A 14,901-nucleotide genomic window follows, 5' to 3' on the forward strand; every position below is an offset into this window, starting at 1 on the left:
TTTTCATTTCTATTTTATGTCATGAAAGAAAGGTGTTGATGCTACTTGGAATGGATCAAGGAAAACAAAATCATCGTATTTGCAGGGATTGCTGTTTTGGTATTTTTTCTTTATTCCTCCCTAAATAAAGGAGATGTGGTGCTGACGGAAAAAAATCCTGAATCCCTCGGAATGGTGGAAGATTGGAACGCTAAGAAAGACGAAGTTGTTGAGGAGAAACCAATCATCATGATGGCAGAAATAAAGGGGGCAGTTACTCAGCCTGGCGTGTATGAGATAAAAGAGGGCGGAAGGGTAATTGATTTGATTGAATTGGCCGGTGGGCTTAAAAAAGAGGCAGACGCAGCTGCAATTAATTTTGCGATGTATGTGCAGGATGAAATGTCCATTTATGTGCCGCGCATCGGAGAAGAAGCTCCTGCATCTTTACCTGTACAGGAAGCCGGGGAGGCGTCTAAGGGAAGCGTGGATCTGAATTCTGCAGAATCAGCAGAACTAGAAACACTGCCGGGGATTGGTCCGGCAAAGGCGGAAGCGATCATCGAGTACCGTAAAACAAACGGACCGTTTAAAACGATTGAAGATTTAAAGGAGATCAGCGGAATTGGTGAAAAAACTTTTGAAAAACTAAAAGACCTGATTTTGGTAAAATAGCAGAGTGGAAATTGAACTCTTGTGACCAAAGACGTAAAATGAGGGATATATAGGTTGGCATAAACAATATACGGAGTAAACGAAAGGGGGAATACGGAATGGAGCGAAAGAGTTGGGATGAATATTTTTTGGATATTGCCGAAGAAGTTGGCACACGGTCTACCTGCCCAAGGTTGCATGTCGGCTGCGTCATTGTCAAGGACAAGCATATCGTTTCCACCGGTTACAATGGATCGATACATGGTCATGACCACTGCGAGGATGTCGGCTGCCTAATTAACGAACAGGGGCGGTGCATTAGGACGCTGCACGCAGAGGAAAATGCGGTTCTCCATGCGGAAAGAGGAATGCTAAAAGGAGCAACGGCGTTCGTTACGCATGAACCTTGCGAAAAATGCTCCAAGACGCTAGCACAATCTGGGATTTCGAGGATTGTTTATAAATTTGCCTATCCTAATAAATACAATGATCTTTTCCTAAGGGATGTAGAGGTTGTCCATTTGCCTTAATAAATCAAAAGGACCAAAAAAATGAAATTTATACAGATTGCATCCATCAGAGGGCGGCTGGTTTACTTTGCCGCTGTCTCGCTGATGGGCTTGCTGACTATGAAAGAAAATGCCCTAATCTATGGAACGGTGTTTTTGCTCGCCATCTTCTGGTTGCATAAAAGAAAGAAATTTCCGGAATCGCTCCTCGTCCTTTTGACAGGTTGTTTTGCTTTGTTTATGGCAGCCGGGTACTTTGATGAGGTTGACACAGTCTATAATGGTAGCGAAAAACACTTTCTTATTTTATTTGATGATGAAATGAACATAGACGGTGATACGCTTTCTGCTTATAGCACATCCAAGCCTGCCAATGAAAAAATCCTCATCAAATACAGAATCAAAACAATTGCTGAAAAAGAACTCATTCAAAATCATCTCACCCCCGGAACAGCCTGTTCTGTCTCCGGAACCCTCTCAAGTCCGTCGCCTGCCACCAATCCAAATGCCTTTGACTACAAAAGATTCCTTGAACGAAAGAAAATATCCTGGATTCTTGAAGCCGATCAGCTATCTTTGGAGACATGTCAACATAAGCCACAAAGTATGGTAACTATGCTTAAAGGCTTCCGACAACAAGAAGTGCTGAAAATCGATCGGATATTCTTTGATGAGACTTCGGCGCTTATGGCAGCATTGCTTTATGGCGAAAGAGATTTATTTAACCCTGAAACCGAACGATCCTACCAAAAAATCGGAATCGTTCATTTATTGGCGATTTCAGGATTGCATGTAGCACTGCTAGCGGGAATGTTCTACTTCATTAGTATTTGGCTTGGGGTGACGAAGGAAAAAACGGAGATGATGATGCTTATTTTCCTACCGGTGTACGCAATTTTGACAGGACTCGCACCACCTGTCGTTCGATCAGTTGCTATGCTGCTTCTATTGATTGGTTCAAAACGCTTTTCGGTCCAGTTGAATCCTTTAGATGCCATCTCAGCCGCATTCATGATGATGGCATTATGGCAGCCAGCAATCATTTATGACGTAGGCTTCCAGCTGTCATACAGTGTCAGTTTTTCTTTAATTTTTTCGGCGCCAGTCATTCTGAAAACCTTCAAATCGTTTGCAGGGCAAACTGCTGCGGCTTCGTTGATCGCTCAAATCTCCAGTCTCCCAATTATTATTTGGTCCTTCCATGAAGTCTCAATCCTATCCATTCTCGCTAATCTTTTTTTTGTTCCTTTTTTCTCGTTTGGATTGCTTCCACTCTTGCTGTTCTCCTATATCATTTTCTTGTTTGGATCCCCTCCTCCGGTTTATTTGCTTTTTTTGGAGACACTGATCCACTATGTCAACCTTTTTGCTACCTGGCTTTCCGGTCTTCCGCTATCGACACTCGTCGTTGGCAAGCTGGAGCCAATCCTGGTGATTTTGCATATTCTATTGCTTCCGCTTTTTTTTCTCAAGTGGGAAGAATTTGTAAGCAGGAGATCCAAGCCCCCAATGTGGATCTTCACGCTTCCTTTTCTGCCGCTTATTATGCAAATGGTTTTGCCTTATATGAACCCATATGGAAAAATCGTGTTTCTGGATGTTGGCCAAGGCGACAGCATTTTCATCAGGTTACCTTATAACCAAGGAAATTATTTAATCGATACCGGTGGTGTGCTCCTTTTTGCAAAGGAAGATTGGCAGCTGAAAAGGAGTTTGTATGATCCAGGCGAAAAGATCGTCGTTCCATTTTTGAAAAGCGAAGGAATTAGGAGCCTGGATAAACTGATTTTGACGCATGGGGATGCAGATCATATTGGAGGCTCTTTAGCAGTATTCAACGAAATCGGTGTCAAACAGCTGCTAATTCCGCGAGTCCCTGACCGCTCGGAATTGGAAAACAGGATAATGGAAATTGCGAACAAAGAGGGAACAGAAATCCATGAGGCAAAAATAGGGACGAGTTGGAATGCGGGTGAAGCAGATTTCCTCATTCTTAACCCCAATCAGATTCCTGTTGAACGAAATGACGGTTCGATTGTGTTGCTTGCCAATTTTGGCGGAAAAAAGTGGCTTTTCACGGGAGATCTTGGAATAGAGGGCGAACGTTCCTTGGAGCTGACCATCGAAAAGCTGGACATCGATGTATTGAAAGTGGGACATCACGGCAGCAAATATTCCAGTTCGGAAAGCTTTCTGGAATGGACAAATCCGGAATTCGGGATTATTTCTGTCGGGAAAAAGAACAGGTATGGCCATCCAGGCAAAGAGGTACTGGAGCGATTGGAGGAAGCGGGAGCAGCAATTTACAGGACAGATGAAGATGGAGCTATTATTTACAAGTTCAAAAGTAATTCAGGAACCTTTACGCAACAAGTGCCATAATATAGAACAAATAGCAATTCAGATGATAAGAAAAGAGACTGCATCGAAAAATGCAGTCTCGATAATTTTATTCTATGTAGCCGTGATTAACTTCCAATCAACTGTACAACGGTCGCAATAACAAACATTGTTGCAAAAAATCCAAAAGAAACGATGAATCCAACACCTGAGTCAACAGCGTCATTGCGATTGCTTTGGACATTCTTTTCGAATTGATTCACAGTCAATCCCCCCTATTAATTCTCTAATAGTATAAGCGATTCGATTGAAAAAATCCAGTCTTCTCTTTCTGTTTACCTATTTCTTAACAGTTGTGGAGCAAATGTCAAGAGTTGACACAAATACTTTTCCCGCTAAAGGCTAAAATAAGTGTAACTTCTGATGCACCGCTGCCTTATAAGTATCCTAGGCCTTATATTGCAGCGTTCATTATAGATAAGGGAATTGGCCGGATAACCGAAGCCAATTCCCTTACAATGCTTGTCAAAATGTCCAAGCTTGTTTACGATAGACAAAGGGGAAACTAGAATGAACGGAGCGGAAAAAAGTGGTATTGGACATTTGGAAAAAGATAAGCAAAAAGCAGGTAGATCCTGTCTATTTATTATATGGAACAGAGGCTTTCCTAATAAATGAAACGAAACAGCTGCTAGTGGACAATGTTTTGGAAGAGGAAGAAAAAGATTTCAATTTCTCGGTATACGATCTTGAAGAAACGCCAATCGAGGAAGCATTGGAAGATGCAGAGACTTTTCCCTTTATGGGGAAGAAACGTTTGGTCATCTTGCAGAATCCTCTGTTTTTAACGTCTGAAAAGTCAAAAGGAAAGATAGACCATCAGCTCGCCAAATTGGAGTCTTACTTAAAACAACCGGCTCCGTACTCCATCCTCGTATTTTCGGCTCCTTATGAAAAATTGGATGAACGCAAAAAAATAACGAAAGAGCTAAAGCGGAATGCAACCGTTGTAGAAGCCAAAAAACTGACCGAGCAGGAAACAAAAGCGTGGGTAAGAGAGCGCGCTGTCACGCACGGTTCTGGGATTGAAAATGATGCAATCGAACTTTTATTGGCACTCGCAGGAACAAATTTATTCATGTTGACATCTGAAATTGATAAGCTGGCGCTTTATGCTGGAGAAAATCAGCCGATTCGCAAAGAGATGGTGGATCATCTGACTGCAAGGTCTTTGGAGCAAACTATTTTTTCTCTTGTTGATAAGGTTGTCCATAAGAATGTGGAAGCTGCCTTGAGAATTTATTATGATCTCTTGAAGCAAAATGAGGAACCAATTAAAATTCTTGCAGTGCTTACAGGACAATTCAGGCTGATATACCAGGTAAAGGAGCTTGCACGGAAGGGATATGGTCAACAGCAAATAGCTGGCACGTTAAAAATCCATCCATTCAGGGTTAAGCTTGCTGCAGGACAAGCAGGGGCATTTTCAGATGAAGAATTATCTAGGATCATCATGCTTCTCGCAGATGCTGACTATCAAATGAAAACTGGCGGCATGAAAAAAGAAATGCTGATTGAAATGATCTTGTTTCAAATGAAAGGCAGGTAACTACATAATTGGGAATAAAAAAACGACCATTACAGGTCGTTTTTTTATTAGCATTATGAAAAAAATTAGCCGTTAGCGTTCAATTTTTTCATAAGACGGGCTTTTTTGCGGGCAGCTTTATTTTTATGGATCAGACCTTTAGCTGCTGCTTTATCAAGCTTGCTAGCTGCAAGAGCGAAAGAAGTTTTTGCTTCTGTGTCATTGTTCACGATCGCTGCTTCAGCTTTTTTAACTGCTGTACGCATAGTTGATTTAACAGTAATGTTTTGAGCTTTGCTCTTTTCACTTGTTTTAACGCGTTTAATTGCAGACTTAATGTTTGGCATTCCGTTCACCTCCTAAAAAAGCATCGAGATTTTATGGAACTCGACATTTCCAGTACATTTCTTTTTTTATTGAGAACATATGATATTTTATCAAACAGGGGTCAAGAATGCAATACTCTGCTTTAATTATGTCCAGAGTACTTGAATGTTTTTTTAGATAAAAGGAAAAGATAGGCAATAGTATGCTGTTTGGGAGGAATGCGACAATGAAGGAACAAATCGACTTGAGCATGTATTCAATCAGGACGGACCTGGCTGTGGAAGCGAGGGAGATGGTGCTAGCAGATCATGCAGAAACCGTCCGTACAAAGGAAAATCTCTCACAAATAGAAGGCGTCATGATAAAAGAAAAAGAGGAAAATGATATAAAAATTTCGCTCGTCGAGGTAACCGCCGAGGGGGAGAAAAACCTTGGGAAAAAACAGGGACAGTATTTGACCATTGAAGTTGTCGGAATTCGCCAGCAGGATACCGAGCTTCAAGGAAAAGTAGAGAATGTTTTTGCTAATGAATTTGCGCAATTTATCAAACAATCCGGCATCAAAAAGGATGATTCCTGTCTTGTAGTCGGGCTTGGAAACTGGAATGTGACGCCTGACGCCCTCGGACCGCTCGTCTGTGAAAATTTACTCGTGACCAAGCACTTATTCGATCTGCAGCCAGAGTCTGTCGAGGATGGGTACCGCTCAGTCAGTGCACTTGCCCCTGGTGTGATGGGATTAACGGGGATCGAGACATCGGATATTATCTTTGGCGTAGTAGAAAAAACGAAACCGGACTTTGTGATTGCGATCGATGCGCTGGCATCACGCTCGATTGAGAGAGTAAATTCAACCATCCAAATTTCCGATACAGGGATCCATCCAGGCTCTGGGGTAGGAAATAAAAGGAAGGAACTAAGTAAAGAAACCCTAGGAATACCAGTCATTGCCATCGGCGTACCAACAGTTGTTGATGCTGTTTCTATTACTAGTGACACGATTGATTTTATATTAAAGCATTTTGGAAAGGAAATGAGCGAGGGTAACAAGCCTTCGAGGTCACTTGTGCCGGCAGGGATGAGTTTTGGCAAGCGAAGGAAGCTAACGGACGAAGACATGCCAGAAGCAGAAAAACGCCAAACCTTTATGGGGATCATTGGCACGCTCGAGGATGAAGAGAAAAGAAAGCTCATTTACGAGGTTTTGTCACCATTGGGTCACAACCTGATGGTAACCCCAAAAGAAGTCGATGTTTTCATCGAAGATATGGCGAATTTAATCGCCAGCGGTCTTAATTCTGCGCTGCATTCGAATATCGACAAGGATAACACAGGAATGTACACGCACTAAGTATTTTTCAAGGAATTAAACGAAATTATGGTTCTATCTTCTCTAGCAAAGTCATAACATTTACTAGACTTGCATGAAGAGGTGGAACAATGAGAATTACGAATCGATCAGGAATTATTGTAGCTGTCCATGGGACTCAAGTTGTAAAAGCCGCGCTAGCGTTTGTTTTTTTTCTCATTGGGATTTTTTCGATAAGTGGAGCTATGACGACACTAAGGCCAGAACTGCGGATATCGTCCGATTCCGTTCATCAGGCTGCTACCAATTTAAGTGGCGAACTGCTATTTAGTTTAATGGGCTCGGAGAATCATCAATTTCTGCAGTCCCTCCCAGAGGAATATGAAGCACCCAGGCTGACAAATGTACTGTTTACGCTAACTACGAATATCAATTTAGACGATCCAAGAAGCCTATTAGGAAGAGAGTTGCCTGGCTTCCCACTTTTTGATGGAAAAATTTTAGTTGCGGGAGAAGGGACAAATTATACGAACATGCCAATGGAATCTGCTCCTCCGTTTGAAGTGTTAAAGGCAGAACAGGAAGCAGCTTTGCAAAACACTGAAGATTTTCAAGATGCTTCACAAGGTGAGGCGGGAGATCCGCCAATATCAACTGGCGATCGAAAAGCGGTGTATATTTATTTTACCCATACAAGAGAATCGTATCTTCCCTACCTTAAGGGTATAACCGACCCTAACCAGGCGTATCATTCGAAGGTGAACGTCACCAGGATTGGTGATCAGCTAAAAGCAGATCTTGAACAGCGTGGAATCGGAACGACGGTGGACAAAACCGATGTCATGGAAAATCTGTCCAAAAAAGGACTCGGATTTGGAAAAGCCTATCAGGAAGCACGCCCAGTGGTGGAAGCAGCCATGACAGGAGACCGGAATTTGCAATACTTTATTGATATCCATCGAGATGGGTATCGCAAAGATAAAACAACTATTCAGATCAACGGAAAATCCTATGCCAAACTCGCCTTTATCATTGGCGGGGAAAATGCGAATTACGAGAAAAACCTCCAACTTGCTCGAGAATTGCATAATCTCCTTAATGAAAAATATGGAAAGGGTTTAAGCAGGGGTGTCATCGAGAAAAAGGGTGCCTCAACAAATGGAAAATTCAACCAAGATCTGTCAGGTAATGCATTGTTGATCGAATTTGGCGGCGTCGACAATACATTTGAGGAATTGAACAGGTCCGCGGATGCACTTGCAGATGTATTTAGTGAATTCTACTGGCAGGCAGAAAAGGTAGAAGCTCCAGCAATTCTGCCTCCCGACAAGAAATAAAATAAATCAGGTGATCGAGTTGAAGATGTTCATGCTAAAAAGCTTGATGCTAGCTTCTCTATTGTTTATATCCGTATTGTTCGGCATGCAACAGGCGAACGAAGGAATCCAAAAAATGAAAGGCTATGAAGATCCGAAATTCAAAAGTGCCTTCAGTATAAAAGAAACGGAAAGCGGCACCTTAGAAACCGCTATCCTCGGCAGAGACATCTCTAGCCATGACCTTGAACAAAAACAGAAACAGCTAGAAAAAATGAAGGCATTCAACCTCTTTTCATCGATGGGCAAAAAGCTGGCAAACGGAATCTCCTCTGTAATGGAGAAAGCAGTAGAATTGATTACCGGGAAGTAGCGAGAACAGCGGGCTTGTGGCCTTCTGTTTTTCATTTGTGTGGCGTTTTTGAACGATGAAATACCAGTTAATGGTGTATGCCGTCGCCAATAGGTTGTATTGGAACACCGAAACACCAGAAATTGGGAAATGATGTAACCAATAGAGCGTATTGGAACACCGAAACACCAGAAACTGGGAAATGATGTAACCAATAGATCGTTTTGGAACACTGAAACACCAGAAACTGGGAAAAGGAGTCGCCAATGGATCGTATTGGAACACCGAAACACCAGATACTGGGAAATGATGTAACCAATAGAGCGTATTGGAACACCGAAACACCAGATACTGGGAAAAGGAGTCGCCAATAGAGCGTATTGGAACACCGAAACACCAGAAACAGGGAAATGATGTAACCAATAGATCGTTTTGGAACACTGAAACACCAGAAACTGGGAAAATGAGTCACCAATAGAGCGTATTGGAACACCGAAACACCAGAAACAGGGAAATGATGTAACCGATAGATCGTATTGGAATACTGAAACACCAGATACTGGGAAATGATGTAACCGATAGAGCGTATTGGAACACCGAAACACCAGAAACAGGGAAATGATGTAACCAATAGATCGTATTGGACCACCGAAACACCAGAAACTGGGAAATGGTGTCACCAATAGAGCGTATTGGAACACCCAAACACCAGATACTGGGAAATGATGTAACCAATAGAGCGTATTGGACCACCGAAACACCATAAACAGGGAAATGATGTAACCAATAGATCGTATTGGAACACTGAAACACCAGAAACTGGGAAATGATGTAACCAATAGAGCGTATTGGAACACTGAAACACCAGAAACTGGGAAAATGAGTCACCAATAGAGCGTATTGGAACACCGAAACACCAGATACTGGGAAATGATGTAACCAATAGAGCGTATTGGAACACCGAAACACCAGAAACTAGGAAATGATGTAACCAATAGATCGTATTGGAACACTGAAACACCAGAAACTGGGAAAATAAGTCACCAATAGATCAGATTGGAGCCCTGAAACTCCAGATACTTGGGAAAGAGGTCACTAATCAAGCTGATTACCAATACAAAAAAATTGGTCACCAATGAAACTCATTGGTGACCAAAAATTCATTCATAATATGACCATTGGCCATATCCTGAAACGATTAAATTCTCCTTCAATGTCTGTCCGATGGTTCTCTTGGAAATTAACTCGCCACTCCATTCATAGATTGTGTTGGTTGATAACTTTTCAGATGGAAATAAAGTTTGGTACTCCTCAATACTTCGCAATAGCGCGCTTTTAGTATTTACAGGTTTTCCGCATTTTGGGCATGTTAGGATCAGTGAATGATATTCTGCTATACCCGTTCCGCATGTCTGACAAAATACACCTTTTCGAAGCTGTGAATAATCATAATGGGGTACCTTGCTGTAAGGGGATTTCGTAATATGGGATGCTAATAATTTCTCGGACAATCTAACATGATATTGGTTCAATGCAGAAATCCGCTTATTTATTTTTTCGATGAAACGGTTAAGATTTGTTGGGAGGATGATACGGCTGTCCAGAGGGGCCTGGTACAAAGTGAAATCGGGATTGACAAAAATGAGATAGGGCTCAATGGGGATTTTAATTCCGATACTATTTAAAAGTTGCCTTAGGAGTGAAACATTCCTTTCTAATTGAAGTAATGGATTTTTAATCTCTGTCCCGTTAAGCTTCTTCAATTTGTCACCATCAAAATAGTACTCTCCTTCAAAGTTTTTCACCTCGAATAGTTTAATTAGCTGCTGCAAGATCATGATTGAATCGATTTGGAAATGGGAATGGCTCCATTCAAGCAGCAAATCATTGAGTACAATAGTTTGTATTCCCACTTGGTGCAAATACCCATCAAACATCACCTCCCCTTCAAACCCTTTTTGGAGATTTAAATAATATTGATTTTCTTTTTCTGGTAAATCCAATCGTGTTTTCAATACTTTCAGAACTTTTAACTCATCCGACTCATAGCGCTCTTTTAAAAACATAATTCATCTCCCTTCTTACACTCATTTTACCTAATAGATTTCCAATATTCTGTGAACGTTTTGTGGACGCCCCCCAACTACTCTTCCACCATTATTTATTGAATCTTGATATTCCTGCTGATATAATCAACAATAGTGTACATGTGCGAGTATAGTAGGAGTGAACGCAATGAGCAGAGAAGATAGACTTAATAGACAAAGCAAAATACGGAATTTTTCCATTATCGCTCATATTGACCATGGAAAGTCCACGTTGGCTGATCGGATTCTTGAAAAAACGAATGCTTTAACTGCTCGTGAAATGAAGGACCAGCTATTGGATTCGATGGATCTTGAACGTGAGCGTGGGATCACGATAAAGCTTAACTCAGTACAATTAAAGTACAAGGCGAGAAATGGAGAGATCTATACTTTCCACCTTATCGATACACCGGGACACGTAGACTTCACCTATGAAGTTTCGCGAAGTCTAGCAGCATGTGAAGGTGCCGTGCTTGTCGTAGATGCAGCCCAAGGAATCGAGGCACAGACGCTAGCTAATGTCTACCTTGCAATCGATAATAATTTGGAAATCGTGCCGGTTATTAATAAAATCGATCTTCCCAATGCGGATCCAGAACGTGTTAGAAATGAAATTGAAGAAGTGATCGGTCTGGATGCTTCTGAAGCTGTCTTGGCATCGGCAAAAGCAGGAATCGGGATTGAAGAAATCCTTGAGCAAATCGTCGAGAAGATTCCGGCTCCTCAAGGAGATCCTGATGCACCATTAAAAGCATTGATTTTTGACTCCTTGTATGACGCATATCGCGGAGTGGTTACGTATATTCGGGTTGTCGATGGAACGGTCAAAGTCGGCGACAAAATCAAAATGATGGCGACAGGAAAAGAGTTTGAGGTAACAGAAGTCGGAGTATTCACTCCAAAGGCAACTCCTGTTGTTGAGCTGAATGCCGGTGATGTAGGTTTCCTGACAGCGGCAATTAAGAATGTCGGCGACACGACGGTCGGTGACACGATTACAAATGCAAAAAATGGAGCTGTCGAGGCACTTCCTGGATACCGTCGCTTAAATCCTATGGTGTATTGCGGTCTTTATCCGATTGACACAGCGAAATTCAATGATCTAAGAGATGCGCTTGAAAAACTCGAACTTAATGATTCCGCGCTTCAATTTGAGCCGGAAACATCCCAAGCACTAGGCTTTGGATTCCGCTGCGGATTTCTTGGACTGCTTCATATGGAAATTATTCAAGAACGAATCGAGCGTGAATTCAAGATCGACCTGATTACGACGGCGCCGAGCGTAATCTATGATGTCATCATGACTGATGGCACGGAAATCAAGGTAGACAACCCATCCAATTTGCCTGATCCGCAAAAGATCAACCGTGTAGAAGAGCCGTATGTAAAAGCAACGATGATGGCGCCGAATGATTATGTCGGAGCAATCATGGAGCTTTGCCAGGAAAAACGCGGTATCTTCATCGATATGCAGTATATGGATGAATCGCGCGTCAACATTGTGTATGAAATTCCCTTGTCTGAAATCGTCTATGATTTCTTTGACCAGCTGAAATCAAACACGAAAGGCTATGCTTCCTTCGATTACGAGTTGATTGGCTACAAACCCTCCAAGCTCGTGAAGATGGATATCTTGCTGAATGCGGAAAAGGTCGATGCGCTAAGTTTTATCGTTCATAATGATTTTGCCTATGAACGCGGCAAGATTATTGTGGAAAAACTAAAAGAATTAATCCCTCGTCAGCAGTTTGAAGTACCAATTCAGGCGGCAATTGGGCAAAAAATTGTGGCGCGTTCCACCATTAAGGCGATGCGCAAAAACGTTCTGGCAAAATGTTATGGCGGGGATATCTCGCGTAAACGGAAACTTCTCGAGAAACAAAAAGAAGGTAAAAAGCGCATGAAACAGGTAGGTTCAGTCGAAGTGCCACAGGAAGCCTTCATGGCAGTGTTGAAGATGGACGACAACCATACAAAGAAATAAACCTATCGGGGAGGCTGGATGCTTGTTAGACCAAGCGATTCTGGCCTCTTTTTTCAATAAATCAAGGAAGTGAAATTAATGAAATCAGCTTATATTCATATTCCGTTCTGTCATCATATTTGTCATTATTGTGATTTCAATAAAGTTTTTATGAAAGGGCAGCCTGTCGATGACTATCTTGATGCGCTTGCAAACGAAATGAAGTTAACGGTAAAACCGGAGCAAGATGTTTTTAAGACGATTTTTGTGGGCGGCGGCACCCCGACTGCATTGGATGAAAGGCAGTTAAGCAAATTAGTTGAGTCGATCCAGGAACTGTTAAACTTCCATCAAGAAATAGAGTATACATTCGAAGCAAATCCAGGGGATCTGTCAAAAGAAAAACTTGTCATCCTGAGAGATGCCGGGGTGAACCGGCTAAGTTTTGGAGTACAGACTTTTCATGATGAACTTTTAAAAAAAATCGGTCGCAGTCACCGGGCAAAGGATGTATTTGAATCGATTGAAAATGCGAAAGCAGCAGGCTTCGATAATATCAGCATTGATTTGATTTACAGCCTTCCAAGCCAGACAAAAGAGGATTTCATCGATTCAATCAAAACAGCCCTGTCCTTAGGCCTAGTTCATTACTCTGGTTATTCTTTGATCATTGAACCAAAGACGGTGTTTTATAATTTAATGCAAAAAGGAAAACTGCCAATTACTAGCGAAGATACAGAAGCGCAAATGTATGATACGCTCATCGACCAAATGGAAAAACACGGACTGCATCAATATGAAATCAGCAATTTTGCTATTCCAGGATACGAAAGCAGGCATAATCTAACCTACTGGAACAACGAAGAGTACTATGGTTTTGGTGCAGGAGCGCATGGTTATGTGCAAGGGTTGAGACGAGCGAATTATGGGCCTTTGAAAAAGTATATGGAACCTGTCAACAATGGAGATTTGCCTATCATGAGTGAACATAAAGTTACCCGTGAAGAACAAATGGAAGAAGAAATGTTTCTCGGATTAAGGAAAACAAAAGGCGTGTCCATTCGACATTTCGCAAAAAAATTTGGCATCAATCCAACGGAATTTTTCGCGGAACAAATAAAGGATGGAATAAGAAAAGGCCTATTAGAAACCAATTCAGACCAGATCTTCCTGACGAGACAGGGGCGGATGCTTGGCAATGAAGTTTTTCAATCGTTCATTGGGGTATCAAATCATTGACATCTTTATCGATTACTGATAAATTATTTTTAGAATTAGCACTCGTTATTATAGAGTGCTAACAGAGGTGAGGATGTTGTTAACAGATCGTCAGGAGCTTATTTTGCAGGTGATTGTTGATGACTTTATTCGTTCAGCTCAGCCGATCGGTTCGAGGAGCTTGTCGAAAAAGGAAGAAATTAAGTTTAGTTCGGCGACAATCCGGAACGAAATGGCTGATTTGGAGGATATGGGCTTTATTGAGAAGACTCATTCATCCTCAGGAAGAATTCCTTCCGAAAAGGGTTATCGATTTTATGTGGATAACCTTCTATTGCCCCAAAAAGTGAACCGTGCTGATTTGGTGACAATTAAATCGATTTTTGCGGAAAGAATTTATGAGCTGGAGAAAATCGTTCAGAAATCGGCAAAGATTTTATCGGAAATGACCAATTATACATCCATCGTTTTAGGGCCAGCAGTAAAAGATAATCGGCTGAAAAAGCTGCAGATTGTTCCGTTGAATAAGGATACGGCAATCGCCATTATCGTGACGGATACAGGCTATGTGGAGAACAGAATGTTTCATTTCCCTACGAGCATTGACCCTTCTGATGTAGAGAAGATGGTCAATATCCTAAATGAACGATTGGCCGGTGTTCCGCTCACGAACTTGAATTCCAAGATTTACAAGGAAATTGCTATGCTGCTGCGTCAGCATATCAGCAGTTATGACACGCTCCTGAATACAATCATGGAGACTTTGAATATGCCAGCCCATGAAAAGGTATTTTTTGGCGGCAAGACAAATATCCTTAGCCAACCGGAATTCAACGATGTCGAGAAAATTCGTAACTTGATGAATATGATTGAGCAAGAGGATGGATTATACAACTTAATTAGGAAAAATCCAGCGGGAATTAATGTCAGGATCGGTACCGAGAACGATAATTCAGCAATGGAAAATTGCAGTCTGATTACTGCCACTTATTCCATAGGGGAAGAAAAGCTTGGATCCATTGCAGTTTTAGGACCGACAAGGATGGAATACTCTCGGGTGATCGGTTTGCTTCAACTGATTAGTACAGATTTGTCCAAGGTGCTCACCCTGCTGTATCAAAATAAATAAGCTTGGAAATAGTGAGTAAGGGTGGAGCCGCCTGCTCCATCCTAAATCATTGTGTGTTTTCACCTGAAGCGAATACGCTGCAGTGAAATATATCCAGATCAACCTGGACAAAGCGGCTTTTGTTCCTTGC

General features: G+C 41.8%; 13 protein-coding genes. 10 read left to right on the forward strand and 3 right to left on the reverse strand.

From position 1 onward, the window contains the following. Window positions 1–45: 45 nt before the first annotated feature. From J2S25_RS12870 to J2S25_RS12880, 3 genes are all read left to right on the forward strand, one after another. Window positions 46–654 carry a helix-hairpin-helix domain-containing protein gene (locus J2S25_RS12870; protein WP_044393577.1) on the forward strand — a complete coding sequence of 203 codons (609 nt, stop codon included), beginning with the start codon at window positions 46–48 and terminating at the stop codon, window positions 652–654. 98 nt (window positions 655–752) lie between these two features. Further along, the gene (locus tag J2S25_RS12875) at window positions 753–1,163 is read left to right on the forward strand and encodes a deoxycytidylate deaminase (protein ID WP_044393578.1); all 411 of its coding nucleotides are present in this window, start codon (window positions 753–755) and stop codon (window positions 1,161–1,163) included. 21 nt (window positions 1,164–1,184) lie between these two features. Beyond that, window positions 1,185–3,524: a DNA internalization-related competence protein ComEC/Rec2 gene (locus J2S25_RS12880; RefSeq protein WP_307192102.1), complete on the forward strand. Its 2,340-nt coding sequence runs from the start codon at window positions 1,185–1,187 to the stop codon at window positions 3,522–3,524. A gap of 86 nt (window positions 3,525–3,610) precedes the next feature. Here J2S25_RS12880 and J2S25_RS12885 read toward each other — a convergent pair whose 3' ends face one another. Continuing rightward, window positions 3,611–3,745: a YqzM family protein gene (locus J2S25_RS12885; protein WP_044393579.1), complete on the reverse strand. Its 135-nt coding sequence runs from the start codon at window positions 3,743–3,745 to the stop codon at window positions 3,611–3,613. Between the two features lie 326 nt (window positions 3,746–4,071). Here J2S25_RS12885 and holA point away from each other — a divergent pair, with 326 nt between their 5' ends. Beyond that, entirely contained in the window at window positions 4,072–5,091 is a 1,020-nt protein-coding gene (gene holA, locus J2S25_RS12890; RefSeq protein ID WP_307192103.1) for a DNA polymerase III subunit delta, read from the forward strand. 65 nt (window positions 5,092–5,156) lie between these two features. On the opposite strand, the gene rpsT is transcribed toward holA, so the two are convergent. Further along, window positions 5,157–5,417 carry a 30S ribosomal protein S20 gene (rpsT, locus tag J2S25_RS12895; RefSeq protein ID WP_044393582.1) on the reverse strand — a complete coding sequence of 87 codons (261 nt, stop codon included), beginning with the start codon at window positions 5,415–5,417 and terminating at the stop codon, window positions 5,157–5,159. Between the two features lie 206 nt (window positions 5,418–5,623). On the opposite strand from rpsT, the gene gpr reads away from it, so the two are divergent. The 3 genes from gpr (at window position 5,624) to J2S25_RS12910 (ending at window position 8,395) form a co-directional block, all read left to right on the forward strand. Beyond that, entirely contained in the window at window positions 5,624–6,748 is a 1,125-nt protein-coding gene (gene gpr / locus J2S25_RS12900) for a GPR endopeptidase (protein WP_307192104.1), read from the forward strand. 89 nt (window positions 6,749–6,837) lie between these two features. Further along, the gene (gene spoIIP / locus J2S25_RS12905) at window positions 6,838–8,043 is read left to right on the forward strand and encodes a stage II sporulation protein P (RefSeq protein ID WP_044393584.1); all 1,206 of its coding nucleotides are present in this window, start codon (window positions 6,838–6,840) and stop codon (window positions 8,041–8,043) included. Between the two features lie 25 nt (window positions 8,044–8,068). Further along, the gene (locus tag J2S25_RS12910; RefSeq protein WP_307192116.1) at window positions 8,069–8,395 is read left to right on the forward strand and encodes a YqxA family protein; all 327 of its coding nucleotides are present in this window, start codon (window positions 8,069–8,071) and stop codon (window positions 8,393–8,395) included. Between the two features lie 1,139 nt (window positions 8,396–9,534). Here J2S25_RS12910 and J2S25_RS12915 read toward each other — a convergent pair. After that, window positions 9,535–10,440, reverse strand: a complete 906-nt coding sequence (locus J2S25_RS12915) for an NERD domain-containing protein (protein WP_044395394.1) — start codon at window positions 10,438–10,440, stop codon at window positions 9,535–9,537. 169 nt (window positions 10,441–10,609) lie between these two features. Here J2S25_RS12915 and lepA point away from each other — a divergent pair, with 169 nt between their 5' ends. The 3 genes from lepA to hrcA all read left to right on the forward strand — a co-directional run bounded on the left by lepA (window position 10,610) and on the right by hrcA (window position 14,771). Then, window positions 10,610–12,445 carry a translation elongation factor 4 gene (lepA, locus tag J2S25_RS12920; protein WP_044395390.1) on the forward strand — a complete coding sequence of 612 codons (1,836 nt, stop codon included), beginning with the start codon at window positions 10,610–10,612 and terminating at the stop codon, window positions 12,443–12,445. 78 nt (window positions 12,446–12,523) lie between these two features. After that, window positions 12,524–13,663: a radical SAM family heme chaperone HemW gene (hemW, locus tag J2S25_RS12925; RefSeq protein WP_044395389.1), complete on the forward strand. Its 1,140-nt coding sequence runs from the start codon at window positions 12,524–12,526 to the stop codon at window positions 13,661–13,663. Window positions 13,664–13,739: 76 nt separating this feature from the next. Further along, a complete protein-coding gene (hrcA, locus tag J2S25_RS12930; protein ID WP_044395396.1) occupies window positions 13,740–14,771 on the forward strand; it encodes a heat-inducible transcriptional repressor HrcA in 1,032 nt (343 codons plus the stop codon). Window positions 14,772–14,901 lie beyond the last annotated feature (130 nt).

Origin of the sequence: Mesobacillus stamsii, assembly GCF_030814065.1 — a bacterium.
In the GTDB taxonomy this organism is placed as follows: Bacteria; Bacillota; Bacilli; order Bacillales; family Cytobacillaceae; genus Mesobacillus; species Mesobacillus stamsii.